24 protein-coding genes are annotated in these 26898 nt (G+C 64.9%); 8 read left to right on the top strand and 16 right to left on the bottom strand.

The window, feature by feature from the left end:
* Window positions 1–376 precede the first annotated feature (376 nt).
* The 9 genes from GGR62_RS01220 to GGR62_RS01260 all read right to left on the bottom strand — a co-directional run bounded on the left by GGR62_RS01220 (window position 377) and on the right by GGR62_RS01260 (window position 13127).
* Window positions 377–970, bottom strand: coding sequence for a TIGR00730 family Rossman fold protein (locus GGR62_RS01220; protein WP_184406112.1), 594 nt, complete (start codon window positions 968–970; stop codon window positions 377–379).
* Between the two features lie 154 nt (window positions 971–1124).
* Complete coding sequence (gene lpdA, locus GGR62_RS01225; protein ID WP_184406114.1) at window positions 1125–2561, bottom strand: dihydrolipoyl dehydrogenase; 1437 nt, start codon at window positions 2559–2561, stop codon at window positions 1125–1127.
* Between the two features lie 150 nt (window positions 2562–2711).
* Window positions 2712–3923, bottom strand: coding sequence for a dihydrolipoyllysine-residue succinyltransferase (sucB, locus tag GGR62_RS01230; RefSeq protein ID WP_184406116.1), 1212 nt, complete (start codon window positions 3921–3923; stop codon window positions 2712–2714).
* 42 nt (window positions 3924–3965) lie between these two features.
* Window positions 3966–6869, bottom strand: a complete 2904-nt coding sequence (locus tag GGR62_RS01235) for a 2-oxoglutarate dehydrogenase E1 component (RefSeq protein WP_184406118.1) — start codon at window positions 6867–6869, stop codon at window positions 3966–3968.
* 105 nt (window positions 6870–6974) lie between these two features.
* The gene (locus GGR62_RS01240) at window positions 6975–7883 is read right to left on the bottom strand and encodes a GNAT family N-acetyltransferase (protein ID WP_184406120.1); all 909 of its coding nucleotides are present in this window, start codon (window positions 7881–7883) and stop codon (window positions 6975–6977) included.
* Window positions 7880–9358 (bottom strand): cupin domain-containing protein, encoded by a 1479-nt coding sequence (locus GGR62_RS01245; RefSeq protein WP_184406122.1) that lies wholly within the window; start codon window positions 9356–9358, stop codon window positions 7880–7882. The genes GGR62_RS01240 and GGR62_RS01245 overlap by 4 nt, the downstream gene beginning before the upstream one ends.
* 289 nt (window positions 9359–9647) lie before the next feature.
* On the bottom strand, window positions 9648–10148 hold the full coding sequence (locus GGR62_RS01250; RefSeq protein ID WP_184406124.1) for a DUF3060 domain-containing protein: 501 nt from the start codon (window positions 10146–10148) through the stop codon (window positions 9648–9650).
* 252 nt (window positions 10149–10400) lie between these two features.
* The gene (purB, locus tag GGR62_RS01255; protein ID WP_184406126.1) at window positions 10401–11768 is read right to left on the bottom strand and encodes an adenylosuccinate lyase; all 1368 of its coding nucleotides are present in this window, start codon (window positions 11766–11768) and stop codon (window positions 10401–10403) included.
* A gap of 36 nt (window positions 11769–11804) precedes the next feature.
* Window positions 11805–13127: a hemolysin family protein gene (locus tag GGR62_RS01260; RefSeq protein WP_260305282.1), complete on the bottom strand. Its 1323-nt coding sequence runs from the start codon at window positions 13125–13127 to the stop codon at window positions 11805–11807.
* 286 nt (window positions 13128–13413) lie between these two features.
* Between GGR62_RS01260 and GGR62_RS01265 the strand changes: the two genes are divergently transcribed.
* Complete coding sequence (locus GGR62_RS01265; RefSeq protein WP_184406128.1) at window positions 13414–14817, top strand: class II fumarate hydratase; 1404 nt, start codon at window positions 13414–13416, stop codon at window positions 14815–14817.
* 119 nt (window positions 14818–14936) lie between these two features.
* Here the strand turns inward: GGR62_RS01265 and GGR62_RS01270 are convergent, their stop codons facing one another.
* The 7 genes from GGR62_RS01270 to GGR62_RS01300 form a co-directional block, all read right to left on the bottom strand.
* A complete protein-coding gene (locus tag GGR62_RS01270) occupies window positions 14937–15359 on the bottom strand; it encodes a hypothetical protein (protein ID WP_184406130.1) in 423 nt (140 codons plus the stop codon).
* 209 nt (window positions 15360–15568) lie between these two features.
* Window positions 15569–16099 (bottom strand): DUF2884 family protein, encoded by a 531-nt coding sequence (locus tag GGR62_RS01275; protein ID WP_184406131.1) that lies wholly within the window; start codon window positions 16097–16099, stop codon window positions 15569–15571.
* A 32-nt stretch (window positions 16100–16131) separates the two neighbouring features.
* Window positions 16132–16956, bottom strand: coding sequence for a DUF2807 domain-containing protein (locus tag GGR62_RS01280; RefSeq protein ID WP_184406319.1), 825 nt, complete (start codon window positions 16954–16956; stop codon window positions 16132–16134).
* A 13-nt stretch (window positions 16957–16969) separates the two neighbouring features.
* Window positions 16970–17956 (bottom strand): ABC transporter permease, encoded by a 987-nt coding sequence (locus tag GGR62_RS01285; protein ID WP_184406133.1) that lies wholly within the window; start codon window positions 17954–17956, stop codon window positions 16970–16972.
* The gene (locus GGR62_RS01290) at window positions 17953–18828 is read right to left on the bottom strand and encodes an ABC transporter ATP-binding protein (RefSeq protein ID WP_184406135.1); all 876 of its coding nucleotides are present in this window, start codon (window positions 18826–18828) and stop codon (window positions 17953–17955) included. Before GGR62_RS01290 ends, GGR62_RS01285 begins: the two co-directional genes overlap by 4 nt.
* Entirely contained in the window at window positions 18825–19187 is a 363-nt protein-coding gene (locus GGR62_RS01295) for a GntR family transcriptional regulator (RefSeq protein ID WP_184406136.1), read from the bottom strand. The genes GGR62_RS01290 and GGR62_RS01295 overlap by 4 nt, the downstream gene beginning before the upstream one ends.
* 2 nt (window positions 19188–19189) lie before the next feature.
* A complete protein-coding gene (locus GGR62_RS01300; RefSeq protein ID WP_184406138.1) occupies window positions 19190–19438 on the bottom strand; it encodes a hypothetical protein in 249 nt (82 codons plus the stop codon).
* Between the two features lie 135 nt (window positions 19439–19573).
* On the opposite strand from GGR62_RS01300, the gene GGR62_RS01305 reads away from it, so the two are divergent.
* The 7 genes from GGR62_RS01305 (at window position 19574) to GGR62_RS01335 (ending at window position 26830) form a co-directional block, all read left to right on the top strand.
* Entirely contained in the window at window positions 19574–20131 is a 558-nt protein-coding gene (locus tag GGR62_RS01305) for a glutathione peroxidase (RefSeq protein WP_184406140.1), read from the top strand.
* A 90-nt stretch (window positions 20132–20221) separates the two neighbouring features.
* Window positions 20222–21193, top strand: a complete 972-nt coding sequence (locus GGR62_RS01310) for an FKBP-type peptidyl-prolyl cis-trans isomerase (RefSeq protein ID WP_184406142.1) — start codon at window positions 20222–20224, stop codon at window positions 21191–21193.
* Window positions 21194–21217: 24 nt separating this feature from the next.
* A complete protein-coding gene (locus GGR62_RS01315; protein WP_184406143.1) occupies window positions 21218–22567 on the top strand; it encodes a UDP-glucose/GDP-mannose dehydrogenase family protein in 1350 nt (449 codons plus the stop codon).
* Window positions 22560–22796, top strand: a complete 237-nt coding sequence (locus GGR62_RS01320) for a SlyX family protein (RefSeq protein ID WP_024939344.1) — start codon at window positions 22560–22562, stop codon at window positions 22794–22796. The genes GGR62_RS01315 and GGR62_RS01320 overlap by 8 nt, the downstream gene beginning before the upstream one ends.
* Window positions 22797–22814: 18 nt before the next feature.
* Window positions 22815–23552, top strand: coding sequence for a DUF2058 family protein (locus tag GGR62_RS01325; RefSeq protein WP_326520225.1), 738 nt, complete (start codon window positions 22815–22817; stop codon window positions 23550–23552).
* Between the two features lie 220 nt (window positions 23553–23772).
* Window positions 23773–25869 carry an acyltransferase family protein gene (locus GGR62_RS01330; RefSeq protein ID WP_184406145.1) on the top strand — a complete coding sequence of 699 codons (2097 nt, stop codon included), beginning with the start codon at window positions 23773–23775 and terminating at the stop codon, window positions 25867–25869.
* Window positions 25870–25987: 118 nt separating this feature from the next.
* Window positions 25988–26830 (top strand): transporter, encoded by an 843-nt coding sequence (locus GGR62_RS01335; protein WP_184406146.1) that lies wholly within the window; start codon window positions 25988–25990, stop codon window positions 26828–26830.
* Window positions 26831–26898: the final 68 nt, after the last annotated feature.

Genomic DNA, 26898 nt, shown 5'->3' on the forward strand with positions numbered 1-26898 from the left:
GCGAGGCGGTGATGACGATTGCGGCGGCCAGCGTGACTGCCGTTGCAAGCTGGCAGATCGGCCCGATCTCGGATGCCGCTCCGGGCGGTGCCGCGATGCTGCTGTTGCGCGATGGCGCCAGCGCCAGCAGCGAACTAGGGCGTGCCGCGCGGTCGCTGGGCGCTGCTTGTCCAGGCGTCGGTCGTTCCGGGCATCGCCTCAGGCATGGGGCCGCGCCGGGACATGCACTGAGGGAGCTAGCATCGCAGTTGGGCGCTGGTCTTGAAGCGGGACGCGGGCACGCGGCTTGCCGCAGGTCGAGCTCACGTCGTGCACTGCACGCACACGCACGCAGTGCCGGTGCATGCGCCCAGCAAGGCGCCGCACCTTCAGCGCATCACACCAGGGTGGAGCGGCGCTTCTCGTCGATCCACTTGGATGCCTGCGCCGGCGTGTAGTGCTGCATCCACTCCAGCATCTGCCCGCTATCGGCGCCGTACCACAGGTCGGCGCGCTGGTCCGGATGCAGGAAGCGTTCTTCGACCATGCGATCGATCATGCCGATCAGTGGCGCGTAGAAGCCGTCGATATCCAGGAACGCGCAAGGCTTGTTGCCGATGCCGAGCTGACGCCAGGTCAGCATCTCGAAGATCTCTTCCATGGTACCGAAGCCGCCGGGCAGGGCGACGAAGGCGTCGGACAACTCGAACATGCGCATCTTGCGCTCATGCATGGAGCCGACGATTTCCAGCGTGGTCAGCCCGCGATGCGCCACTTCCCAATCGGCCAGCTGTTGCGGAATCACCCCGGTGACTTCGCCGCCTGCGGCCAGCACCGCATTGGCCACCGTGCCCATCAACCCGACATTGCCGCCGCCATAGACCAGCCGCAGGCCCTGGTCCGCGATGCGCTGACCCAGCGCAGTGGCGCGCTCGGCATAAACGGGCTTGTTGCCGGCATTGGAACCGCAGTAGACGCAGATGCTTTTCATGGGAACGGGAGTCGGGAGTTGGGAATAGGGAATGGGTCAAAGCAAATACAGAAGCCAGAACGCATGACGCCGGACCTAGGTCCGGCGTCAGCATGAGGAGTGAAGTGATGGGAACGCTTCTACGATTCCCGATTCCCCACTCCCGATTCCCGGCTCAATTGGCCTTATGAATCGCGCGCTTGCTCACCGCCATCGCGGCGTCGTGGATCGCTTCGGACAGGGTCGGATGCGCGTGGCAGATACGTGCCAGGTCATCGGCCGAGCCGTTGAATTCCATCGTCAGCACGCCTTCGTGCACCAGCTCGGACACGCCCACGCCCACCAGGTGCATGCCCAGCACGCGGTCGGTTTCGGCATCGGCGATCACCTTGACGAAGCCGGCCGGCTCGCCCATGGCCACCGCACGGCCGATCGCCGCGAACGGGAAGCTGCCGGACTTGTAGGCAATGCCCTCGGCCTTCAACTGCTGCTCGGTCTTGCCGACCCAGGCAATCTCCGGCTCGGTGTAGATGACCCACGGAATGGTGTCGAAGTTGACATGGCCCGGCAGGCCGGCGATCAGCTCAGCCACCGCGATGCCTTCCTCGAAGCCCTTGTGTGCCAGCATCGGGCCGCGCACGCAGTCGCCAATGGCCCACACGCCGTCGACGCCGGTATGGCAATGGCCATCGACCTCGATCTGGCCACGGTCGGTGACCTTGACGCCGGTGCCGTCCGCCAGCAGGTTCTTGGTCGCGGCCTTGCGGCCCACGGCCACCAGCAGCTTGTCCACGGTCAGGGTCTGTTCGCCAGCGGCGTCGGTGTAGCTGACCACCACCTGTTTGGCATCGCCGCTGCCGGTGATTTCGGTCTTGCTGACCTTGGCGCCGAGCTTGATATCCAGGCCCTGCTTCTTGAATTCCTTCAGCGCGGTCTTTGCCACTTCGGCATCGGCCAGGGCCAGGAAGTCCGGCAGCGCTTCGAGGATCGTGACCTCGGCGCCCAGACGCTTCCACACGCTGCCCAGTTCCAGGCCGATCACGCCGGCGCCGATCACTGCCATGCGCTTGGGCACGGCGGTGAAGTCCAGGCCACCGACGTTGTCGACGATGGTGTCGCCGTCGAACTTGGCAAACGGCAGTTCGATCGATTCCGAACCGGCCGCCAGGATCACGTTGGTGCCCTTGAGCTCGATCTCGCCGCCTTCGTGCTGGGTGACCTTGACGATATTGCCCGGCTGCAACTGGCCGAAGCCGTAGTACGGGGTGATCTTGTTGGCCTTGAACAGCATCGCGATGCCGCCGGTGAACTGCTTCACGATCTTGTCCTTGCGGCCGATCATGGTGGGCACGTCCATCTTGGCGTCGTTGAAGCTGATGCCGTGGTCGCCGAACAGGTGACCCATGTTCCAGAACTGGCGCGAGGAATCCAGCAGCGCCTTGGACGGAATGCAGCCCACGCGCAGGCAGGTACCACCCAGGGCGGGCTTGCCGTCCTTGCCGAGTGCGGCGTCGATGCAGGCGACCTTCATGCCCAGCTGGGCCGCGCGAATCGCCGCGTGATAGCCGGCCGGGCCGGCACCGATGACGACGACGTCGAATTGTTCGCTCATTTCATTTGCTCACGGGAATGGGGAATAGGGAATGGAGAATCGCAAGAGCGCATGCGTGCGCCTGCCGCGTCCCATCCAGGTCCAGGCGGGAATGGAGCGGTCGATGGGTGCTTGTCCCATTCCCGAATCTCCATTCCCGATTCCCGGCTCTTACAGACCGAACAACATCCGGCCCGGGTTTTCCAGCTGGTTCTTGATGTCCACCAGGAACTGCACCGAATCCTTGCCGTCGATGATGCGGTGGTCGTAGGACAGTGCCAGGTACATCATCGGCGCGATCACGACCTGGCCGTTCTCGGCGATCGGACGTTCCTTGATCGCGTGCATGCCCAGGATGGCGCTCTGCGGCGGGTTGATGATCGGGGTGGACAGCAGCGAGCCGAAGGTGCCGCCATTGGTGATGGTGAACGTGCCGCCCTGCAGATCGTCCAGGCCCAGCTTGCCGGCGCGCGCCTTGGCGGCGTAGTCGGCAATGCCCTGCTCGACGTCGGCGAAGGACTGCCGCTCGACGTTACGCAGCACCGGCGTGACCAGGCCCTTCTCGGTCGACACCGCGATCGAGATATCGCTGTAGCCGTGATAGATGATGTCGTCGCCGTCGATCGAGGCGTTGACCAGCGGGAAGCGCTGCAGCGCGTTGGCAGCGGCCTTGACGAAGAAGCTCATAAAGCCAAGCTTGATGCCGTGGGCCTTCTGGAATTCGTCCTGCAGTTCCTTGCGTGCGGCCGACACCTTGGCGAGGTTGACCTCGTTGAAGGTGGTCAGCATCGCGGTGGAGTTCTTGGACTCCATCAGACGCTTGGCGATGGTCTTGCGCACGCGCGTCATCGCCACGCGCTCTTCCGGACGCGCGCCACTGGCCTTGCCGACGCCGCCGTTCTTGGCGAAGTTGACGATGTCTTCCTTGGTCACCGCGCCACGACGGCCGGTGCCTTCGACCTGCGACGGATCCACGCCCTGGGTGATCGCGGAGAAACGCGCACCCGGCGGCAGCGAATCGGCCGCCGACTTCGACGGGCTCGGCGCAGCGGCGGAAGCCGGTGCCGGGGCAGCGGCTGGAGCGGCGGCAGCCGGCGCCGATGCATCGGCCTTCTTCTCGTCGGCCGGTGCACCAGCAGCCACGGCGCCTTCTTCGATGATCGCCAGGATCTGGTTACTGGTGACCGTGCTACCGGCTTCGAACTTGATTTCCTTCAGCACGCCATCGACGGGCGAAGGAACTTCCAACACGACCTTGTCGGTTTCCAGGTCGACCAGATTCTCGTCGCGCTTGACCGCTTCACCGGCCTTCTTGTGCCAGCTGGCGATGGTGGCGTCGGAAACGGATTCGGGCAGTACCGGAACTTTGACTTCGGTGGCCATTCGGGGAGCGTCCTAGGGTTTGCGTTCTTTGGGGAAGAGGAGTTATTCAGCGACTTGGTCGTTGAACGGATTGAGGAGCGCATCGGCGACCAGCTTCTGCTGTTCGACGATGTGGTCGGCCATGTGGCCGGCGGCAGGCGAGGGCGAACGGGCACGGCCGGCGTAATGCAGGCTCTGACCGCTGGCCAGGCAGAAGTGCAGGTGATGGCGGATCTGGTACCACGCACCCTGGTTCTGCGGCTCTTCCTGGCACCACACCACGTCGGTGGCGTTGGCGTAGGCCTTGAGTTCGGCCGCCAGCTGCGCACGCGGGAACGGATACAGCTGCTCCACGCGCAGGATGGCGACGTCGTCCTGGCCACGCTTGGTCTGGTCTTCGAGCAGGTCGTAATAGACCTTGCCCGAGCACAGCACCACGCGCTTGACCTTCTTCGGGTCGGCCTTGGCGTCGGGAATCAGGTGCTGGAACTGCCCATCGGCCAGTTCTTCCAGGCTCGACACTGCCAGCTTGTGGCGCAGCAGCGACTTGGGCGTCATCACCACCAGCGGCTTGCGGGTGGTCATGCGCATCTGGCGGCGGATCATGTGGAAGCACTGCGCCGGGGTGGTCGGCACGCAGACCAGCATGTTCTCCAGCGCGCACAGCTGCAGGAAGCGCTCCAGGCGCGCCGAGCTATGTTCCGGGCCCTGGCCTTCGTAGCCATGCGGCAGGAACAGCGACAGGCCCGCGATGCGGCCCCACTTGGCTTCGCCGGCGGCGATGAACTGGTCGATCACCACCTGCGCGCCATTGGCGAAGTCGCCGAACTGCGCTTCCCAGATGCACAACGCATTCGGGTCGGTGGTGGAGTAGCCGTACTCGAAGCCCATCACCGCTTCTTCGCTGAGCAGCGAGTCGATGATGGTGGCGTCTTCGGGGTTCTGCACCAGCTGGCGCAACGGCAGGTAATAGCTGTCGTTCTTCTGGTCGTGCAGGATCGCATGACGGTGGAAGAACGTGCCGCGACCGGCATCCTGGCCGACCAGGCGCAGCTTGTGGCCCTCGGCGAGCAAGGTGGCGTAGGCCAGGTTCTCGGCAAAGCCCCAGTCGCCGGCCTGCTGTCCGGCAGCCATCTTGACGCGGTCGTCGTAGATCTTGCCGACGCGCGCATGCAGCTCGACGCCTTCGGGAATCGTGGTGATCAACTTGGCCAGGCGGTCCAATTCGCTGCGCTTGACGCGGGTGTCGACCGGATCGGCAGCGGTGCCGACCAGGTACTTGGACCAGTCGATGGCGAATTCGTCCGGCTTGCGCGTAGCCAATTCGGTGGTGTATTCGCCCGAATCGAGCTTGTTGCGATAGCCGTCCACCAGCGCCTTGGCCTCGTCGGCGCTCAGCACGCCGTCGCTTTCCAGCTTGGCGGCGTAGAGCTCGCGGGTGGTCTTGTGCTTGCGGATGGCCTGGTACATCACCGGCTGGGTCGCGGCCGGCTCGTCGGCTTCGTTATGGCCCCAGCGGCGGTAGCAGACCAGGTCGATGACCACGTCCTTCTTGAACTGCTGACGGAACTCGTACGCCAGCTTGGACACGAACATCACCGCGTCCGGGTCGTCGCCATTCACGTGGAAGACCGGCGCGCCGATCATCTTGGCCACGTCGGTGCAGTACAGCGTGGAGCGGGCGTCGTCGCGGGTGCTGGTGGTGAAGCCGATCTGGTTGTTGATGACGATGTGCACGGTGCCGCCGACGGCAAAGCCGCGCGCCTGCGACATCTGGAACAACTCCATCACCACGCCCTGGCCGGCGAATGCGGCGTCGCCGTGGATCAGGATCGGCAGCACGGTCTTGCGCTCGGCATCGCCGAAGCGCTCCTGGCGCGAACGCACGCTGCCGACCACGACCGGATCGACGATTTCCAGATGCGAGGGATTGAACGCCAGCGCCAGATGCACCTGCTTGTCGGTGCCCACCGCGATGTCGGCCGAGAAGCCCATGTGGTACTTGACGTCGCCGGTGTGGGCGCGGTCGTCATGGGCATGCTCGAACTTGCCTTCGAATTCGTCGAACAGCTTGCGCGGATTCTTGCCCAGCGTATTGACCAGCACGTTGAGACGGCCACGGTGGGCCATGCCGATCACGATGTCCTTGACCTGACCGTTGCCGGACTGGCGAATGATCTCGTCCATCATCGGGATCAACGCATCGCCGCCTTCCAGCGAGAAGCGCTTCTGGCCGACGTACTTGGTGTGCAGATAGCGCTCCAGGCCTTCGGCGGCGGTGAGCCGCTCCAGCGTGCGCTTGCGGCTGTCCGCATCGGCGGCAATCTTGCCGCCGGCATCTTCCAGACGCTTGTAGATCCACTGGCGCTGGTCGAATTCCTGGATGTGCATGAACTCTGCGCCGATGGTGCTGGCGTAGGTCGCCTTGAGGCGGGTCAGCAGATCCTTGAGCTTCATGCGCGGCTGGCCGCCGACGCCGCCGGTGCTGAATTCGCTGTCCAGGTCCGCCTGCGACAGGCTATGGAACGGCAGATCCAGATCGGGCGGGTTGACCGGCGGGGTCAGGCCGAGCGGATCGAGCTGCGCACCCAGGTGGCCACGCGCGCGATAGGCGGTGATCAGGCGGCCGACGTTGCGCTCGCGCTCGTCGCTGGGGCCTGCGCCGGTCCCGGCATGGGCAGCTTGCTTGGAAGCGGCGAGGATGTGAGCAATGGCCGCCGAGTGCGGCACGTCACCGGCATCGTGGCCGTTGAAGCCGTCGAAATAGCTCTTCCACTTGGGATCGACACTGTCGGGGGCGACGAGGTACTGCTCGTACAGATCCTCGATATAGGCGGCGTTGCCGCCGGCGAGCTGCGATGACTGTGCGAACTGCTTTAGGAGATTATCCACGATGGTAAGTCGGGTCTGCTGTGGGGATGATTGTGCGGAAGCGGCAGGGCGAGATGCCCTATCGGTCGGTATCAAATCTCAAAAAATTATACCCCCTTGCGCAAGTGAGGGGGCGTCTGGCAGCTGACCGGACGGGTAGGCCAACCGGCCCGGCGCCTACGTGCGGGGAGCGCTGCGGCGTCAGATGCCGAGTGCGCGCGGCTCGTTCCAGAGCGCGCTGCGCTCCCAGATGTGCGCGAATTCACGCTCGAGCTGGCGACTGCGCGCGGCACCCGCTAGCCAGGTTTCGCCATCGTCGAAGCGATGGCCTGTTGGACGAAAGTAGTAGGCGTCATCGCCGACCACGTAGGCCGATGCATAGCCGGTATCGACCGGATCGCTGACCGCGCGGAAGCGAAACACGCTGGGCAGGCGCTGGGCCAGCCGCAGCATCGCGCTGCCGCTGGCGTTGGCGCTTGCGGTGTCCTGCACCAGCACATGCACGCGTTTGTCGTGGCGGGCGGTGGCGAAACGGCGCAGCGCATCGAGCACGGCGAGGTTGTCGAACAACGGCGGGTCCAGTGTCCGGGTGTAGATCAACACCTGGCGGCGTGCGGTGTACAACAGGCCGGTGGTGGCCGCAGCCGCTGCGTTGAGGGTGCTCACGGCCATCGGACCGTCGAGGCGGCGATGTACGGGCGTATCGCCTGTATCGCTGGCGTACCCGGGCTGATCGGTGGCTGCCGTTATATCGGTCAAAAAGCCGAGGCGTGCGAACACCGCCTCGGCATTTGCGCTGACCTGGGCGTGCAGGCTGGGCCAGCCGCGTTGCTGGGCCTGCGCCACCGCTGCAGTCAATAACTGGTCTGCGAGGCCGCGGCGGCGCCAGTCCGGCACGACGCCGAGCCGGTCGACGCGGCGATCCGGGGTCAATCGCACCGAGGCGACCAGCTGGCCACCCTCGCTACGTGCAGCCAGATGCAGGCTGAGCGGATCCAGCGCATCCCAGTCGCTGGATCCGGGGCTGCACGCCAGGCGCAGCGCACGCAGGGTCGCGGCGTCGCAGGCCGGATCCAGCGAGACGGTCTGCGGCCAGGCGCGCGGGCTCATGCGCGTTCGGCAGACGTGTCAGTGTCGCTGGCGCCCGCTGCATGATCGTGGTCGTCGGTGCTGTCGCTGTCGTCTTCCGACGCGGCGTCGATGGCCTCGGCCGGGTTGTCCGCCTCGTCCGCGACATTCTCGATGTCGGCATCGGCGTCGATCTCATCGTCGTCCGCATCGGTGTCGGCATCGTCGTGGTCGGCCGACAGGCTCAGCGTGTGGGTCTGGTCGTCGTCGATATCCTCGTCCATGTCCTCATGGGCACGCTGGTAATGGCCCTGCGCCAGCAGCTCCAGCACCACCTCGCGGCCGCGCGGCGACAGCTGTGCGTAGAACGCGCCGTCGATCTCTTCGGCTGCTGCCAGGCGTGCGGCGTCCTTTGCCGAGAGCGCGAATTCCAGGCCGCTGCAGAACAGGGTGGCGCCACGCTTGGCGCGCCGCCAGGCCAGCCGCGACCAGGGATGGCGATGCAGCAGCACGCCTTCTTCCAGCGCCTGTTCGACGGCTTCGCGCGGGATCGGTTCCGGGGCCGGCACCACGTCGCCGGAGGCGCGATAAGTGGTCATGAAGCGGCCGAACCAGTCGCCCAGTCGATCCGGGTCGTTCATGCGCAGCGCGTTGAGCGCGGCGACCACGCGGTTCATCGCGCTGACGTCGATCTCGTATGGATCGGCGGGCAGCTTGAGATCTTCGTCGTGATAGCGCACGGCCTCGTCGGCATCGGCGATCAGGGTGTCCAGATAGTCGCCGATCAGTTCGGCCGAGGACGGCGCGCGGGTGCCGATGGAAAAGGTCAGGCAGGCGTCTTCGGCCACGCCGTGGTGCGGCACCAGCGGCGGCAGGTACAGCATGTCGCCCGGGCCCAGCACCCAGTCGTGGGTGGGCTTGAATTCGCGCAGCAGCTTGAGGTCGACGTCGTCACGGAAGGTCTGCGGCGTGGGCTTGCGGCCTTGCGAGGCGCGTGCGTCGATCTGCCAGCGGCGGTGGCCCTGGCCCTGCAGCAGGAACACGTCGTAATGGTCGACATGCGCGCCGACCGAACCGCCGGTGGCGGCGAAGCTGATCATGATGTCGTCGATGCGCCAGCGCGGCAGGAAGCGGAACTGCTCCAGCAAGGCGCGCACGTCGGCGTCCCACTTGTCCACGTCCTGCACCAGCAGGGTCCAGTCGTGGTCGGGCAGGCCGGGAAAATCGGTTTCCTGGAACGGGCCGGTGCGCACGTTCCAATCGTCGGTGGTGCGATCGTGGCTGATCAGCCGCGCCAGCACGCCGTCTTCGCAGGCCAGGCCGGCCAGGTCTTCCGGCTGCAGCGGCGATTGGAAGTCCGGGAACGCGTTACGGATCAGCAGCGGGTGCTTGTGCCAGTAATTGCGCAGGAAGCGCTCGACCGGCATGCCCAGCGGCTGATCGCGGGTGGCATGGATCTCGAAGGGCAGCGGCGCGCCATTTCTGGCAACGGTCTTTTTTGCGGCGGTCTTTTTCATGGGGTGACGGGTCCGACTGGGAAAAGCCGGCGCTGCGCGGCCGGCGAAGTGGCCTATTGTCGCCCAGCCCGCTGCGCGATGCCTTGCCGGCATGTGTCGCAGTCAGGTTTCAGTGCAAGGCATGCACCATGGACGCGCTGGACGCGCCGGATGCTGGCCGGCGTCGGCGAATCAGCGGGTACAGCTGCGATGGGCTTGCTCCATGCGCCGCTGGCGCATGAGGTGGTCGGTCTGTGCGCGATGGATGGGTCGGCAGCATGGCAGGCATGTCGATGGCGATCGCGCGCCGTTACATCAGCTTGTTGCCGCTGCCGCGGTCGTCCAGCGTAGGTTTGCTGGATGGATTGACGGTGTTGTCATTACCGGAAAAACGCACCTGTTTCACCTCGCGGACCAGCACCAGATTCTGGTTGCCCTGGATGTCTGCGCTGCCGAGGGTGGTCAGGTTGAGCGTGTTGTTGTTGCCCACGATGCTCAGCTCGCCGGCCTGTTTGTTGAGGACAGTGAAACTGCTGCCTTCCACGCGGATCGTGCGTGCCTGTTCGACATTGAGCGCGCCATGCGAGGCAGTGATCGTCACTGCGCCGCATTCGCCGTTGACGATCGTATCGGCGTTGTCCTTGGTGATGCGCAGATCCTTGCCGCCGCAATCGGCGCCGCTGGCTGGGTCGGTCAACGTGGACGACACCGCCGACAGCGCCTGCGCGGCGGGGCCATCGCCGCCGCATCCGCTCAGTGCCAGCACGCTGGCGAGGGTCAACAGGGATACTGCTGTGTGAATAACACGCATCGCGGATCTCCTGAGGTGTGAGGCCGGCACGATAGCAGTCCGGCTCGGTGATCGCTGTGCAGGAGCAGGGGCCCTGTCCGGGCCCGCAAAGCAGTCGACGTGCATGACACCAGGCGGATCGAGGCACGACCTCTAACGAGCGCAGACGGCACTCCATCGGCGGGGAACGCGACCAATGGGCGCTGCCTGAGGTCTGGGCAGGCTGGGCGGACAAGGCCTGCACCGCGGGCCGACCCTAACCTTGCCGGCAGATCAGATGGCGCGCGCCAATTGCTCGGCCAGGCCGGTATAGGCGCCCGGGGTCAACGCGCGCAGGCGCTGCTTGTCTTCTTCGGGTAACTGCAGGCTTTCCACAAACGCCTGCATCGACGCGGCGGTGATGCCCTGGCCGCGGGTCAGCGCCTTCAATTGTTCGTACGGATTGGGCAGGCCGTGGCGACGCATCACGGTCTGCACGGCCTCGGCCAGCACTTCCCAGGCGGCGTCCAGATCGGCATCCAGACGCTGCGGATTGACGGTCAGCTTGCCCAGGCCCTTGGCCAGCGAATCCAGCGCGACCTGGGTGTGGCCGAAGGCGGTGCCGAGCGCGCGCAGCACGGTGGAATCGGTGAGGTCGCGCTGCCAGCGGCTGATCGGCAACTTGGCGGAAAAGTGCTCGAACAGCGCATTGGCGATGCCGAAATTGCCTTCGGCATTTTCGAAGTCGATCGGATTGACCTTGTGCGGCATCGTGGACGAGCCGACTTCGCCTTCTTTCAGCTTCTGCTTGAAATAGCCCAGCGAGATGTAGCCCCAGATATCGCGCGACAGGTCGATCAGGATGGTGTTGACGCGGCGGCTGGCGTCGCCGATTTCGGCCACGTTGTCGTGCGGCTCGATCTGGGTGGTGTAGGGGTTGAACACCAGGCCCAGGCTCTCGACGAAGCGCTGCGCGAACGCGGCCCAGTCCAGGGCCGGGTACGACACCAGGTGCGCGTTGTAGTTGCCGACCGCGCCGTTGATCTTGCCGGTCAGCTCGACTGCGGCGATCTGCTTGCGCTGGCGCTCCAGGCGCGCGACCACGTTGGCGATTTCCTTGCCCAGGGTGGTGGGCGAGGCGGTCTGGCCATGCGTGCGCGAGAGCATCGGCTGGGCGGCCTGGGCGTGGGCGAGGCTGCGCAGGCTGGCGGTGATGCCGTCCAGCGTCGGCAGCAGCACCTCGCGGCGTGCCTGCTCCAGCATCAGGCCGTAGCTGAGGTTGTTGATGTCCTCGCTGGTGCAGGCGAAATGCACGAATTCCAGCGCCGGGCCCAGCTCGGCATCGTCCTTGAGCTGTTCCTTGATGAAGTACTCCACCGCCTTGACGTCGTGGTTGGTGGTGCGCTCGATCTGCTTGACGCGCGCGGCATCGCTCACGCTGAAGTCGTCGGCCAGCCGGCGCAGGGTCTGCGTGGCGGCCGCCGAAAACGGCGCCAGCTCGGCGATACCCGGCTCGGCGGCCAGTGCCAGCAACCATTCGATCTCGACCTTGACCCGCGCCTTGATCAGGCCGTATTCGGAGAAGATCGGGCGCAGCGCATCCACTTTGGACGCGTAGCGGCCGTCGAGCGGGGACAGGGCGAGCAGGGCGGAATCCGACATGGGCAGGGCACTGGGAGGCTGGCGGGGGTGCGTATTCTACGCCGCCCCGGCGCTGCGTTCGCCTACCTGCCGCACCGTGATCGCCTGGATGCGGTGTCCGGCCATGCGCCGCACCGTCAGCGCGTGACCGTCCAGCTCCAGGGTCTCGCCTTCTTCGGGCAGCCGTTGCAGCTGGTGCACGATCAGCCCGCCGACCGAATTGACGTGGTCCGGGGCGCTCAGATCCTGGCCCAGCAGGCGTTCCAGGCGGAAGATCGAGGTGCTGCCAGCGACCAGCAGCGAACCGTCCTGGCTGCGGATCGGCGCATCGCGTACCACGTGACGGTGCTCGTCCTCGATCTCGCCGACCATCACTTCCAGCAGGTCTTCCAGGGTGAAGAAGCCCAGGATGCGTCCCTGGTCCTCCACGCACAGCGCCAGGTGGGTGGTGCCGGTGCGGAACTGTTCCAGCGCGTTGGGGATGGGGGTTTCCAGGGTCAGCAACGTGGGCGGGCGCAGTAGCGGGCGCAGGTCGTCCAGGGCCTGGCTGCGTGCCATCGCCACCAGCAGATCCTTGGTATGCAGGATGCCCAGTACCTGCTCGCCATCGGCGTCGAACCACGGGTAGCGGCTATAGCGGGACTCGCTGAACTCGGCCAGCACCGATTCCAGCGTCATGCCTTCGCGCAGGCTGCGCAGGTGCTCGCGCGGGCGCATCAGGTCGCCGGCAACCAGATCCGGCAGTTCCAGCGCGTGGCTCATCAAGGCCAGCCCATGATCGGGCGTCGTCGCGTTGGGGTCCTGGCGGCCGACGATCAGCATCAGTTCCTCGCGCGAATAGCGATGCGCCTGATGTTCCACATCGCCCCAGCCCAGCACCCGCAGCAGCCGGTTGGCGCTGCTATTGAGCACCCAGATCGCCGGATACATCAGCCAATAAAAGACGTAGAGCGGCGCGGCGGTCCACAGCGACATCCGCTCCGGGCGCCGGATCGCCATGGTCTTGGGCGCCAGTTCGCCCAGCACGATGTGCAGAAACGAGATCAGGCTGAAGGCGATCGCCAGGGAGGTAATCTGCGCCGCTTCCGGCGACAGGCCGAGCGCGTCGAACAGCGGCTGCAGCAGATGCGCAAACGCAGGTTCACCGACCCAGCCCAAACCGAGCGAGGCCAGCGTAATGCCGAGCTGGCACGCGGACAGATAGGCATCCAGATGCGCATGCACACCCAACAGTAGTCGCCCACGCCAACCGTTGTTCTGTGCCAGGCCCACCGCCTGCGTATGGCGCAGTTTGACCAGTGCGAATTCGGCCGCAACAAAGAAACCGTTCAACAGCACCAGCACGAACGCAACCAGCAACAGCAGCACATTACCGAGCATGTGCGCCTCCAGGTTGCATCACTGCCGTGTGTCTGGATGCCATGCGTTGCATGCCAGCGGCGCTGCGGTGGATGGAAGCGAATGGCGTGGGCAATGCGTTTCTACAGTCAGGGTCGTCGCCCATGGCGGCGTGGTACCTCATTTGGATCCAACGTCAGTCTAGTCCACCGCTTGCGACGACACGGTCGCAACGCTGCGAGCGAGTATCGTAGGCGGTCTCGCCAGCGTGGGTGCGCCTGCTGCCAGCCATCCATCACCACAAACCAACAATGTGCGGAGAGTGCAGATGAGCGAACATTTCAGGACCGAACACGACAGCATGGGTGAATTGCAGGTGCCCGCCGCTGCGTTGTGGGGTGCGCAGACCCAGCGTGCCGTGCAGAATTTCCCGGTGTCCGGCCAGCCGATGCCGCGTGGTTTCATTCGTGCGCTGGGCCTGATCAAAGGTGCGGCCGCCGGTGTCAATGCCGACCTGGGGCTGCTGCCCAAGTCGATCGGTAAAGCCGTGCAGGACGCAGCGTTACAGGTGGCCGACGGCACTCACGATGCGCAGTTTCCGATCGATGTCTATCAGACCGGCTCGGGCACCTCGTCCAACATGAATGCCAACGAGGTGATCGCCACGCTGGCCACGCGCGCCGGCAAGCACGCGGTGCATCCCAACGATCACGTCAATCTCGGGCAGAGTTCCAACGACGTGATACCGACCGCGATCCGCGTCTCTGCCTTGCTCGCGGTGCAGGAACACCTGCAACCGGCGCTCAAGCATCTGCGCAAGACCATCGACAAGCGTGCCAAGAATCTGGACAAGATCGTCAAGACCGGGCGCACCCACCTGATGGACGCAATGCCGCTGACCTTCGGCCAGGAATTCGGTGCATGGTCGGCGCAACTGCGTTCGGCGCAGGAGCGCATCGACGATTCCCTCAAGCGCCTGCGGCGGCTGCCGCTGGGCGGCACCGCGATCGGCACCGGCATCAACGCCGACCCGCGTTTCGGCGGCAAGGTGGCCAAGGCCTTGTCGGGCTTGACCAAGTGCAAGTTCGAGAGTGCGGACAACAAGTTCGAAGGCCTGGCCGCGCAGGACGATGCGGTGGAGTTGTCCGGTCAGCTCAATGCACTGGCAGTGGCACTCATCAAGATCGCCAATGATCTGCGCTGGATGAACGCCGGCCCCCTGGCCGGATTGGGCGAGATCGAGTTGCCGGCGCTGCAGCCGGGTAGTTCGATCATGCCGGGCAAGGTCAATCCGGTGATTCCCGAGGCCACGGTCATGGCCTGCGCGCAGGTCATCGGCCACCACACCGCGATTACCGTCGCCGGGCAGACCGGCAATTTCCAGTTGAACGTGACGTTGCCGCTGATCGCCTACAACCTGCTGGATTCGATCACCTTGCTGGGCAACGTGTCGCGTCTGCTGGCCGATACCGCGATTGCCGGATTGAAGGTGCGTCAGGAGCGCGTGCGCGAGGCGCTGGATCGCAATCCGATCCTGGTCACCGCGCTCAATCCGATCATCGGCTACGAAAAGGCTGCAGCGATCGCCAAGCGTGCCTACAAGGAGCAGCGCCCGGTGCTGGATGTCGCCAAGGAAGACAGCGGGCTCAGCGAAGCAGATCTGCGACGCTTGCTGGATCCGGCTGCCTTGACGCGTGGTGGTATCCACGCGGGTGGCGGGGGCGGTGGCTGATCACGGCGACCGTAAGCGCACTGGCGCGCGATGCGGCGTGATCGCCCACGCCGCATCGCACTCAGGCGCGCTCTTGCTCAGGCCCGAGTCCGGGTGTTGCGTGCCGTTTCGCGTGCTCGTCAGTGCCGCTCGGCCTGCACGTTACCGAAGCTCTCGCGGTACGGCTGCAACGAGGGAATCTCATCCAGCAACTCGCTGCTGAGCTGTTGGATCTCCGGCGTGGCGGTCAGCTTGATCGACTTGTATTCCGGATCCGCGCCGGCGTCGTTGACCGCCTGCTGACGCAGCATCTGCAGATGCCCGAACAGCAACTGCAGCTTGGCGCGCGTCGGTTCTTTCTGCGGTAGCGCGATATCGTCGATTTTCAGCGTACCGTCGGGGGTGATTTCCGCATTGGCGGCCGGTGGACGGCGGATCATCACCGACTGGGTGGTGATCGCAACGCGTGGCTTGCCGCGTTCGGCGCGGCGGGACGACTGGTCGCCACAGGCGGTCAGGGCGCATAGCAGCAGCGCCATGCAAAGCATCACGAACTTGTTCATGGGGTCAATGGGTCGAGGGGAGCGCGCTAGTGTAATCCTGCCCCGGCCTGCTGATCGGGGCGGTGGCCGCCCCGACTGGCTGACAAAATGTCGCAGGCCGCTGTCGGTGGGTTGTTTGCGTGCAGCATTCGGCACCGTCCTGCGATCCATCCGGAGGCAGGCAACCGCTGCGCCTGCCAGTGGCTGCGCAGCGGCCGTCATCGCCGCGCTTACTTGCGGCAGTCGTCGACGTCGTTCTGGGTCAGGGTGGAGTACGGCGCGAATACCGGCACCAGTTGCGCAGCGGCGTCTTGCGCGCTGCGCAGCTTGGCCAGTTGATCGCAGATCTGCATCGCCTTGTGTTTGAAGGTTTCCGCCTCGGCCTGGATCTTGTCGCCGATCTGGTCGGTATTGCCGCTGAGCACGCCCTTGAGCGCTTCGCCTGCGGCATGCGCACCGAAGGCCGCGCCCTGGGTGCCGATGTCGATGCCTTTTTCGGCGACGCCCTGGATCTGCGCGTAGAAGCCGCGCATTGCCTGGCGCTGCGCAGCGTTCAGCGCCACCGGCTTGCCATCGATGCTGAGCGCGCCATCCACGCCGATGGTGGCGGCCGGGAGTCCGTCACGCTTGAGCGTCACGCTCTTGCCATTGAAGGTCACGCCACTGCCGCTGTTCTGGCCGGACATATCGACCGTGGGTTCGGATTTGCCGCAGCCGACCAGCAATGCACTCATCACCACTGCAGAGATAAACAATTTCATCGGTAGTCCCCCTTAGGTCGTCAATGAAGTGATCAGTTATCGGCCGGCACGCGCGTGGTGCCGGTGACATTCTCGACGTCGATATCGCCGCTGCCCTTGCGCGCGACGCCGACATCGCCGCGCACCTTGTGCACCGTCAGTGCGCCGGAGTTGACCGCGTCGACGCTGACGTTGCCTTGCACGTCGTCGATATCCACGTCGCCCGAACCGACCGTGCCCAGCGTGACGTTGCCTGCGACCCCGCGCAGTGTGACGTCGCCCGAGCCGACTTTGCCGACATCGGCCGCGCCACGTATCTGGCGCGCCTTGAGGTCGCCCGAGCCCACGCTCAGTACGCGCAGCGACCCCATGTCCTCCAGCTCGATGTCGCCGGAACCGACCTTGGCGGTCACGCGGCCTCTGGTCCGGCGAATGGCCATGTCGCCCGAGCCGACGTCGGCACTGACGGCGGCAGCGCCGCTGATGTCGGCGTCACCGGAACCAAGATCGAACTGCACCAGCATGCTGTCGGGCACGCTGCCGCGCAGGTCCAGATACGAGTAGCTTTCGCCGATGGAAATACGCAGCGGGCGGTCCTCCGCCAGGGCCACCACCAGCTTGTCGCCAACGCGCTTCTGGGTGATGGTCAGGCCCTTGAGCAGATTGGCGTGTGCTGCACAGGCGCGGCCGCTCAAACGCCCGCCGTTGCCGGGTGCTGCGGTCAGATGCAGGTCGTTGGAGCCGACCTCGAACAACACCGTCTTCACTCCCGTCAGTTGCAGATCCAGGCTGCGCGGTTCGGAGAACTTGCATTGCTCCTCGGCAAACGCCGCGCCAGGCAATGCGAACAGGATGGCCAGACTCAGACTCAGATGCAGGCGCATGCGGACCTCAGGCTTCGGAGCGCCGACGGCGCAGATAGATGGAAGCGGCGATCAGCGCGATGCCGATGGCGGCACCGATCCAGATGTCCGGGTCGCCGTAGACCCGCGAACTATCGGTGTGCTGCAACGCCCATTGCACCAGGTCGCTGGGGTTTTGCATCGCACTGCTGTCCAGATTGCCGCTGACGGCAAGCGGCGACCAGGTGCCGGGCAGGGCGCTGAGCAGGCCGCGATAGCCGACGATGTACCAGATCTCGCCGATCGGCAGCGAGACGCCCGGCATGGCCGCGAGAATGCTCAACATCACGCATGCCAGCAGCGGAAACAGCACCGCCCACAGGAACGGCTTGCTGGTGGCCCAGGCCGAGCAGAACATCAGCCAGCCTACGGTGGGCAGCGACCACAGCAAGCCCATCGGGACAGTCCGCAGCATCAGCCACAACAGCGAGAACGGATGCGAGTGAGTGGCCAGCCCCCATGGATTGGGCACGCCGGCGATCAACGCGCCGCCGATGGCGATCAGCCATAACGCCAAGCCGACCAGCACGCCGATGGCGATTGCGACAAGCGGGGCCAGCAACAACGCCCAGGCGGCTTTGGACAGCACCGTCTGCACGTCGGACACCGGCAACGATTTCCAGAACAGCACGCTGCGGTCGCGGCGGTCGTCGTAGAGGCTGCCAAGCGCGTAGAAAAACACGACAAACGCCAGCACCACCGAGGCGATGCCGATACCGCCCAGCAGTAGGCCGTCGCCGACCTGGCCAAGGGTGCGGGTGTACTCGGCCATGTCCGACATCGTCATGCTGTCGCCGACCATGTTGCGGCGGGCGCTGATCGCACCGATCACCGCGCCCAGCAGCGCGAAGAACACCGCGATACCGCCGGTGATGACCTGCGCCCAGACGAAGCCGCCACGGTGTTCCCAGTATTCGCGTTTGAGCAGCCAGCCGAAGGTACGGGCAGGCGATGCGTGGTTGGTCATGGCATTCATGCGTAGGTCCCCTTCATGACGGCAACAAACAGGTCGGCCAGGCCGGGATTGCGGGTTTCGCCGAAGCCGGCGAGTTGTGCCTTCGGCACGCCATCGAACAGCATCACGGTCTTGCCGAACGGCAGGCCACGTTCGTCGATCGGGTTCAAGGCGCGGGCGGCGTCGAGGTGCTCGGCAGTCACCAGCACTTCGGTGTAGCGCTCGGCCACGTTTTCCATGTCGGCGGTCAGCACGATGCGGCCGTCGCGGATGAACATCACATCGGTGAGGATGTGCTCGATCTCTTCGACCTGATGGGTGGTGACGATGATGGTCTTCTGCTCGTCGAAATAATCCTCCAGCAGACGCTGGTAGAACTGCTTGCGATACAGGATGTCCAGCCCCAACGTGGGTTCGTCCAGCACCAGGATGCGCGCGTCGATGGCCATCACCAGCGCCAGATGCAACTGCACGATCATGCCCTTGGACAGTTCGCGCACCCGCGATTTGCGGTTGAGCTGCGTATTGGCCAGAAAACGCTCGCACTTGGCGCGATCGAAGCGCGGATGCACGCCGGCAACGAAGTCGATCGCCTCGCCCACCCGCAACCAGCGCGGCAATACCGCCACGTCGGCGATGAAGCAGACCAGGTTCATCAGGGCGTTGCGCTGGGTCCGCGGATCCATGCCCAGCACGTTCAATTCGCCATCGAAATCGGTCAGCCCCAGCACGGCCTTGAGCGCGGTGGTCTTGCCGGCGCCGTTGGGGCCGATCAAGCCGACGATGCGCCCGGGGGCAATGGTGAAGCTGGTGTTGTCCAGCGCGAGCCGATGCTTGTAGGCCTTGCGCAGGCCACGTGCGTCGACTACATGGTCGTTGGAGACGGCAGTCATGGTGTTTTTCCCTGTGGCAACAGATCGTCGATGGATAGTCCCAGGCGCTGGATGCGTTCCAGCACCGCAGGCCATTCTTCGTTCAAGAAACGCTCGCGTTCGCTGCCGCGCAGCTTCTGTGCGGCTTCCGGGGTCATGAACATGCCCAGGCCGCGGCGTTTCTCCACCAGGTTCTCATCGGCCAATTCCTGATAGGCGCGCGAGACGGTGATAGGGTTGAGTTGGTAGTCGGCCGCCACTTGCCGTACCGAAGGCAGGGCGTCGCCAGGCTTGAGGATTCCATCCAGCATCATGGCAATGACCCGTTCCTTGAGTTGGCGGTAGATCGGAGCGCCATCGCTCCATTGAATGTCGGTCATGATCAGCTCCGTGGACGCAGGACCTGCGCGAAGGAGAAAAAGGGCATCGACAGCGAAGCGCGCAGGTGCCGACTGGGCCGGGTGCGCTCCTCGGGGGGAGTTGTCGCGTTTTCCGTAACCGCCTCCGACACGCCATAATCGGCGCCGGACTCCGTCATCTGACTGGAAGCGGCTCCCAGGCAACCAACGACGAGCAGGGTGCTGCCGAACAGCAACAGCGGAACTGGTCGCTTGACGCGTGTGCTGTTCATGGATTCCCTCTGCGTTGGGTGACTGGTGTTGTATTCAACTATAACACCGACACGCAGGTAGTCAACTCCTGTCCTACCCAACTGATGGCACCCCGCAGCGGCGGGTGGCCCTGAACCTTTCGAAGGGGATCGCGCATGTTGCTCAATCGCTTGCTAGTTGTTGTATTCGCTGGGGTTTTTTCGATGTCGGCCATGGCGGCGGGCACCCCCGTGCTGGATCTGGACTATCGACCGCTGGCCGGGAAGGCGCCAATCAACCTGAACCGTGCCTACGCAGGCAAGGTGGTGATGGTGGTCAATACCGCCAGCAAATGCGGCTACACCCCGCAGTACGAAGGGCTGGAAGCGCTCAACCAGCGTTTCGGCAGCCGGGGTTTCACCGTGCTGGGGTTTCCGTCCAACGACTTCCAGGGCCAGGAGCCCGGGTCGGAAAAGCAGATCCAGGAATTCTGCACGCTGACCTACGGCGTCAAGTTCCCGATGTTCGAGAAGGTGCATGTGCTGGGTGCTGAGGCAACCCCGCTGTATCAGCGCCTGACCAAGGCTACCGGCGTGGCGCCTGGCTGGAACTTCCACAAGTATCTGATCAGCCGCGATGGACGCGTGGTGGCGCAGTTCCCCAGCAAGATCAAGCCGGACGATCCGAGCGTGCTGGCGGCCATCGAACGCGAGCTCAAGGCACCGACGCGCTGAGGACGGCTCTCGCATCGCCGCGCGCGCATGCGACAATGCCTGTTCAGCGCCATCGGTGGCGTGTCTTTTCACTTTCGGGAAGTGCATCGAATGAAGATGGGAAAGCGCGGCGCGGCGGCGTCGCTACTGATGGTGGCACTGTCGGCGTCGATGCCGGCGATGTCGCAGCAACCGGCCGCAGCGGCCACCAAGGAGAAGCCAGTTTTGAATGCATCGTCTGAGAAGAGCACGCGCGAGAACGTCAGCTACGCCATCGGCATGGACGTGGCGCGTTCGTTCGAGCCGATTGCCCAGGACATCGACCTGAGCGCAATGCAGCGCGCCATCGAGAATGCATTCAAGGGTGGCAAGCCGCTGCTGTCCGACGAACAGACCCAGGCGACCGATACCGCCTTGCGCACGGCGCTGGCGGCCCGCAATGGCCAGCCGGTTCCGGGCATGGCACCGGGAAGCGCGCCGGCCGCGCCGTCCAAGGAAAACGTTGGCCTGATGCTCGGCGACCGCGCGGTCGGTCCGTCGCTGGCCGGCATCAAGGACGAGATCGATCTGTCGATCCTGATGGAGGCCGTGCGCACCGTGTTCGCCAAGGGCACCACGCGTCTGACCCAGCAGGAAGCCGCCGCCACCATGCAGGCGTTCGCCTCTGCCAAGCAAGGTGCGGTGGGCGCCAAGAATCGCGAGCAAGGCAATGCCTTCCTGGCCAAGAACAAGACCGAGAAGGGCGTGATCACCACCGCGTCGGGCCTGCAGTACATGGTGCTGCGCCAGGGCAGCGGCGAGCGCCCGATGCGAACCAACAAGGTGCGCGTGAACTACGAGGGCAAGCTGCTCGACGGGCAGGTGTTCGATAGTTCCTACCAGCGCGGCCAGCCGGCCGAATTCGGCCTGGATCAAGTCATTCCCGGTTGGACCGAGGGCGTCGCATTGATGCCGGTCGGTTCGAAATATCGTTTCTGGATCCCATCCAACCTGGCCTACGGCCCGAACGGCACACAGGGTGGGCCGATCGGACCTGACGCAACGTTGACGTTTGATGTCGAACTGATGGGTATCCTTCCCTGATCCCCCACAGGAGTACCCCCACCCATGCGAGTTGCGATCTTTGGTACCGGCTATGTTGGTCTTGTCACCGGTACCTGTCTGGCGGAAGTAGGTCATCACGTTATCTGCGTGGATATCGACCAGGCGAAAGTTGATGGTCTCAATCGTGGGGTGATTCCCATCTATGAACCCGGCCTGGAGCCGATGGTGAAAGCCAACCACGCCTCTGGCCGGTTGCGCTTCACCACCGACGCTGCAGAGGCGATCGCGCACGGCGAAATTACCTTCATCGCCGTGGGCACGCCGCCGGACGAGGACGGCAGTGCCGACCTGCAGTACGTGCTGGCGGTTGCGCGGACCGTCGGTCGTCATATCGACGGCCCGTCGGTGGTCGTCAACAAGTCCACCGTGCCGGTCGGCACTGCCGACAAGGTGCGCGTGGCGATCCAGGAAGAGCTGGACGCACGCGGCGTGGACCACGAGTTCGACGTCGTCTCCAACCCCGAGTTCCTCAAGGAAGGCGACGCCGTGGCCGACTGCATGCGTCCGGATCGCATCGTGATCGGTGCCAAGAAGCCGGCGGCCATCGCGCGCATGCGCCGTCTGTATGCGCCGTTCAACCGCAACCGCGACCGCATCGTGGAAATGGACGTGCGCTCGGCCGAGCTGACCAAGTACGCGGCCAACGCGATGCTGGCGACCAAGATCAGTTTCATGAACGAGATCGCCAATATTGCCGAGCGTGTCGGTGCGGACGTCGAGCACGTGCGTAACGGGATCGGTTCCGACCCGCGCATCGGCTGGCACTTCATCTACCCAGGCGCCGGTTATGGCGGCTCGTGCTTCCCCAAGGACGTGCAGGCGCTGGCCAAGACCGCCGAGCAGTACGGCATGCAGCCAACCCTGCTCAACGCGGTGGAGAGCGTCAACAACGCGCAGAAGGGTCACTTGTTCGAACTGGTGCAGCGCCACTACGGCGCCGAAGGAACCGGCAGCATCGCTGGCAAGACCTTCGCGGTGTGGGGCCTTGCGTTCAAGCCCAATACCGACGACATGCGTGCCGCCTCCAGCCGCCGTTTGATGGAGCAGTTGTGGGACGCCGGTGCCACCGTGCGTGCCTACGACCCGGAAGCGACCCACGAAGCCAAGCGCATCTTCGGCGAGCGCGACGACCTGACCTTCTGCGACGACGCATTCGCTGCGCTGGAAGGTGCCGACGCCCTGGTCGTAGTCACCGAGTGGAAGCAGTTCCGCAGCCCGGATTTCGGCAAGATCAAGCAGGCCTTGAAGGACGACGTCGTGTTCGACGGCCGCAACCTGTACGACCCGCAGGAGATCGAAGCCGCAGGTCTGGCCTACTACGCCATCGGACGAGGCCGTTCGTTGCATGCATGAGCAACTCTCACCGCGCGACCAGGAACTGGACGCGCGGTTGGTGGAACTGGAAACGCGCCTGTCCTTTCAGGAACAGGCGCTCAATGAACTGAGTGAAGCACTTGCGGACGCCCGTTTGACGGGCGCCCGCAATGCCGAACTGATCCGCCACCTGCTCGAGGATCTGGGCAAGGTGCGCTCCACGTTGTTTGCCGATGCAGCGGATGAACCGCCGCCTCCGCATTATTGATTGCAGATTGCCACCGCCATGAGCGATACCTTACGTGACCAGCTGCTTGGGTTGGGCTTCAAGTCCGCCCCCAAGCCCGAACGCAAACCCGACGCCCGGCCCGGCGCGCGTCACCATGGCAACGGTGGCAGGCCTGCGCCCGGCGGCAACAAGCCGGGCGGCCAGGGCAGGGGGCCGCAGCGGCCGCACGCCGCTGCGGCAACCGACGGCAAGGGCGAGCGCAAAAGCGATGGCAGGCCCGATCGTCGCAACGATGGCAAGCCTGCAGCTGCTCCACCTCCGCAGCATCCCAATGCCGACCGACGCGGCCCCAGGCCCGCACGCACGCGCGAAGATATCGATCTGGCCAAGGCCTATGCGATTCGCGCACAACGCGAGAAGGACGAGCGCATCGAAGCCGAGCGGCTGAAGCAGGAAGAAGCACGCCTGCGTCGCGAAGCCAAGGCCAAGCTCGAAGAACTGCTCAAGGACAAGGGGTTGAATCATGCCGACGCGGAGATTGCCAGGCATTTTCCGTATGGCGGCAAGATCAAGCGTATCTACGTGACTGCCGAGCAGCTCAAGGCGCTCAACGCCGGTGAGCTCGGTGTGTTGCAGCTCAATGGTCGCTATCTGTTGGTCACCGCCGAGGTATTGGCGGAGGCCGAAGCGGTGTTCGCACCCTCGGTGGCATTGAAGGTGGATCCAAACGCGCCAGCGGGTGAGGACCCTTACGCCGACCCCCAGTACCAGGTGCCAGACGACCTGGTCTGGTAACGCCGCACGACGCAACCATGTTGGCACCTGGGCACCCGATGGGTGCCCATCTGTTGAAAGGGCCACACAACGGCTGCGCGGCCGCCAGCGTGATGCGCTGGATCCGCAGCGATACGTTCTCGCTGCATCGCGGGGCCGGCCGTGGTCCATGCCAGCTGCGTCTGCCGGCGGCGTATCGCCGCTCACGCAGATTCAAAGCACCGATTTTTCGAGGATCAGGATGACGCGCTCGGTTTCAGGGACTGGTTACTTTGCCCATATCGATGGCTTGCGCGCGCTGGCCGTACTATCGGTCATCGCCTATCACCTGGATGCGAGCTGGTTGCCCGGTGGCTTCACTGGCGTGGACGTGTTCTTCGTCATCTCCGGGTTTGTGGTCAGTGCGTCGGTGGATCGGCTGCCGCGCATCTCGTTCGCTGCCGAGCTGACGCGGTTCTACGCGCGCCGCCTGCGGCGGATCGCACCGGCGTTGCTGGCCTGCCTGGTGACTACCGCGCTGTTTTCGACGTTGTTCATTCCCGAGTCGTGGCTGAGCGAAGCCAGCACGAAAACCGGCCGCATGGCGGTGTTCGGGTTGAGCAACTGGGTGCTGGCCAGTGTCGGGCAGGATTATTTCTCGCCGCGTGCCGAATTCAATCCATACACCCAGAGCTGGTCGCTGGGCGTGGAAGAGCAGTTCTATCTGCTGTTTCCGTGGATGTTTCTGGCCTGGATGCGTGGTGGTGCCGGGCGCGCCTGGTCGCTGGGTGTGTTCGTGCTCGCCAGCGCAGCGTCGTTGGGATATGCGTGGCAACGCACGCATGTGCCCGGACATGAGGTCACGTCGTTCTATCTGACCACCGCGCGCTTCTGGCAGTTGGGTGCCGGGGTGTTGTTGTACCAGCTGATGACGTTGCTGCGCGGTCGCGATGGGCGCAATCTGTTTGCCGCAGGCATCGGGGTGCCTGCGCCGCTACGCGCGGTGCTGTTGCTGTTGGCCCTGGCAAGCATCGGCAACGGCTTGTGGAACGCACGTCCCGGCCACTCGCCGTGGAGCGACGGTCTGTGGCCGGTACTGGGCACGGTGGCGTTGTTGGCGTTGCTGCATCGCCATGCCGACGGCTGGGTGGGGCGCGTATTCTCCGCCACGCCGGTGGTCGCGATCGGGCGCATTTCGTACTCGTTGTACCTGTGGCATTGGCCGGTGCTGGTGGTGCTGCGCTGGACCATCGGGCTGGAGACGTCGGGCGCCAAGCTGCTGGCACTGGTGCTGACGTTTGCATGCGCAGCGGCGTCGTATCGCTGGGTGGAACTGCTGTGGCGCACGCGGCGCCTGGGCGGCTGGTCGAACATGCGCGTGGTGATGGTCGGTATCGGCGCCTTGGTGCTGGCCGCTGGCGTGCAGTCGGCAGTGATCAAGTTGGCGCCCTATACGTCGTTGAGTACGGTCAGTCGTCATCCGCTGGACTGGTATGCGTACGCGCGCGGCTTGCGCAAGGAGCTGCCGGACTGTCGTCTGGTTGCGAGCAATGCGTCTGTGGCCGGGCAGCCGGTGCGGATCTTCGCGCGCGGACAGTGCGCGCGGCCTGCCGCCAGTCAGCGGCAGGTGTTCGTGATGGGCGACTCGCATGCGCTTGCTTACAACGAGCTGTTGCGTCGCTTTGCGGTGATGGAAGGCGGCAGCGTGCGCGTGTATGGGGTGGCCGGGTGTTCGGTCGCATCGATGCAGCCGGGGGGGCTGTCGGCAGGTTGCGATGCGTTTGTGCGTCCGGCGCTGGAGGATGTGGCTGCCAGAGCGCGGCCGGGCGATGTACTGTTTCTGCCTGGCCTGCGCGTGCCGCGCCTGGCCGAGCAGGATGTGGTGTTCGATCTGCACCGCAATATCGCCATATTGCAGAGCGAACAGGCACAGCACGAACGCGATGCGATGGTGGCCGGGACGATCGCGTTGTTGACGCCCGTGCAGGCGCGTGGCGTGCTGATCGTGCTGGAGGCGCCCAAACCGGTCCTTATGGCGCCGCCGTATCGCTGCTCGGACTGGTTCAATCGCGGCAACGCGATCTGCGCCAACGGCATGCAGATCGAGCGCAAGACGATGGAGGACTATCGCGCGCCGGCCCTCGACGGGCTGCAGCGTATTGCGGCTGGACTGCAAGGCGCCAGCATCTGGGATCCGCTGCCGCTGTTGTGCGATGCGCAGCTGTGCGCGCCGACGCAGCAGGGTCGGCCGCTGTTCTTCGATGCCGATCACTTGAGCGGTTATGGCAACCGTGTGCTGCTGCCGGGTTTTACCGTGCATCTGCGCAATTTGCCCGCGCCTGCATCGCCTGCTCCATGATCCATGCGCGTGGTGGGAGATGCACGGGCCGGTCACGGCACGCGCGCCACCATGCACGCCGTTATTGGTTGACGTAGGGGCGCGTGTTGCCGGCTGCGTCGCTGCTCACTTTTTGCCGATGGTGCCGTCTATGTCCATGTCCTCCAATTCCCTGCAGTCCCGTGCCGGTGCAGTCGCGCTTCTGACGATGCCTCGTGCTTCACGCCTGCATCCGGGGCGTCTGGCATCGGCCGGATTGGCGTTCGCGCTGTGCGTGGCCAGCCGGCCGGCGGCAGCGCAGAGCGAGGATGCACCGGCGTTCGATCGCCCTGGCATTCCGTTCGCTGCCGAAACGCTGCAGCCCGGCGTGTTTGCCTGGGAGCAGGGCCTGCCGGATGCGAGTACCGACCGCAGCGACGGTCAGCGGATCACCCAGTACAGCGCCGATACGATGCTGCGTCTTGGCGTGTCCCGGAACGTGGAACTGCAGGTGGGGAGCGACAGCTACAACTGGCAACATGGTGGCGGCAGGCGTGTGCATGGCGGCGGCGATAGCCAGGTCGGAGTGAAGGTGGCATTGCCGTCGCGCTCGGACAGTTTCCACTGGGCCGCACTGGGCACCTACAGCCTCCCGACCGGCAGCCGCGCGTTCAGCGACGGCTATGCACGCGAGGTGGGCGTGACCGCGTCCTGGGATCTGGCGCAAGCGCGCGCACTGGCGGTGTACGTCAACTACGCACGCGACGACACCGGACACACCTGGACGTTCTCACCCAACTACACCTTCTTTTCTGGCGAACATTTCAGTAGCTATGTGGAAGCAGGCGTGGACACCGGCAGCGAGCATTCGCGCGTGGCCGGTGCAGGCGGTGCCTGGCAGCTGCCGCACGCAATGCAACTGGACGTTTCGCTGCTGCGCGGACTGACCTCGGAAAGTCCGGATTGGCAGGGCGGGATCGGGTTGTCGATTGCGTTTCAATGAGCGAAGCGGCACGCCGCGCCTGTCGCACTGCTGCAGACGTGATTGCATTGCATCGTCTCCGACGTGGG

This window comes from Xanthomonas sp. 3075 (assembly GCF_014197275.1).
GTDB classification, from domain to species: domain Bacteria; phylum Pseudomonadota; class Gammaproteobacteria; order Xanthomonadales; family Xanthomonadaceae; genus Xanthomonas; species Xanthomonas campestris_B.

What these genes read in the sequence shown, in the direction of transcription:
- GGR62_RS01220 (WP_184406112.1), bottom strand. Translation starts at nt 970, where the DNA reads ATGAAAAGCATCTGCGTCTACTGCGGTTCCAATGCCGGCAACAAGCCC.
- lpdA (WP_184406114.1), bottom strand. Translation starts at nt 2,561, where the DNA reads ATGAGCGAACAATTCGACGTCGTCGTCATCGGTGCCGGCCCGGCCGGC.
- sucB (WP_184406116.1), bottom strand. Translation starts at nt 3,923, where the DNA reads ATGGCCACCGAAGTCAAAGTTCCGGTACTGCCCGAATCCGTTTCCGAC.
- GGR62_RS01240 (WP_184406120.1), bottom strand. Translation starts at nt 7,883, where the DNA reads ATGAGCCCGCGCGCCTGGCCGCAGACCGTCTCGCTGGATCCGGCCTGC.
- GGR62_RS01245 (WP_184406122.1), bottom strand. Translation starts at nt 9,358, where the DNA reads ATGAAAAAGACCGCCGCAAAAAAGACCGTTGCCAGAAATGGCGCGCCG.
- GGR62_RS01250 (WP_184406124.1), bottom strand. Translation starts at nt 10,148, where the DNA reads ATGCGTGTTATTCACACAGCAGTATCCCTGTTGACCCTCGCCAGCGTG.
- purB (WP_184406126.1), bottom strand. Translation starts at nt 11,768, where the DNA reads ATGTCGGATTCCGCCCTGCTCGCCCTGTCCCCGCTCGACGGCCGCTAC.
- GGR62_RS01260 (WP_260305282.1), bottom strand. Translation starts at nt 13,127, where the DNA reads ATGCTCGGTAATGTGCTGCTGTTGCTGGTTGCGTTCGTGCTGGTGCTG.
- GGR62_RS01265 (WP_184406128.1), top strand. Translation starts at nt 13,414, where the DNA reads ATGAGCGAACATTTCAGGACCGAACACGACAGCATGGGTGAATTGCAG.
- GGR62_RS01270 (WP_184406130.1), bottom strand. Translation starts at nt 15,359, where the DNA reads ATGAACAAGTTCGTGATGCTTTGCATGGCGCTGCTGCTATGCGCCCTG.
- GGR62_RS01275 (WP_184406131.1), bottom strand. Translation starts at nt 16,099, where the DNA reads ATGAAATTGTTTATCTCTGCAGTGGTGATGAGTGCATTGCTGGTCGGC.
- GGR62_RS01285 (WP_184406133.1), bottom strand. Translation starts at nt 17,956, where the DNA reads ATGAATGCCATGACCAACCACGCATCGCCTGCCCGTACCTTCGGCTGG.
- GGR62_RS01290 (WP_184406135.1), bottom strand. Translation starts at nt 18,828, where the DNA reads ATGACTGCCGTCTCCAACGACCATGTAGTCGACGCACGTGGCCTGCGC.
- GGR62_RS01295 (WP_184406136.1), bottom strand. Translation starts at nt 19,187, where the DNA reads ATGACCGACATTCAATGGAGCGATGGCGCTCCGATCTACCGCCAACTC.
- GGR62_RS01300 (WP_184406138.1), bottom strand. Translation starts at nt 19,438, where the DNA reads ATGAACAGCACACGCGTCAAGCGACCAGTTCCGCTGTTGCTGTTCGGC.
- GGR62_RS01305 (WP_184406140.1), top strand. Translation starts at nt 19,574, where the DNA reads ATGTTGCTCAATCGCTTGCTAGTTGTTGTATTCGCTGGGGTTTTTTCG.
- GGR62_RS01310 (WP_184406142.1), top strand. Translation starts at nt 20,222, where the DNA reads ATGAAGATGGGAAAGCGCGGCGCGGCGGCGTCGCTACTGATGGTGGCA.
- GGR62_RS01315 (WP_184406143.1), top strand. Translation starts at nt 21,218, where the DNA reads ATGCGAGTTGCGATCTTTGGTACCGGCTATGTTGGTCTTGTCACCGGT.
- GGR62_RS01320 (WP_024939344.1), top strand. Translation starts at nt 22,560, where the DNA reads ATGCATGAGCAACTCTCACCGCGCGACCAGGAACTGGACGCGCGGTTG.
- GGR62_RS01325 (WP_326520225.1), top strand. Translation starts at nt 22,815, where the DNA reads ATGAGCGATACCTTACGTGACCAGCTGCTTGGGTTGGGCTTCAAGTCC.
- GGR62_RS01330 (WP_184406145.1), top strand. Translation starts at nt 23,773, where the DNA reads ATGACGCGCTCGGTTTCAGGGACTGGTTACTTTGCCCATATCGATGGC.
- GGR62_RS01335 (WP_184406146.1), top strand. Translation starts at nt 25,988, where the DNA reads ATGGTGCCGTCTATGTCCATGTCCTCCAATTCCCTGCAGTCCCGTGCC.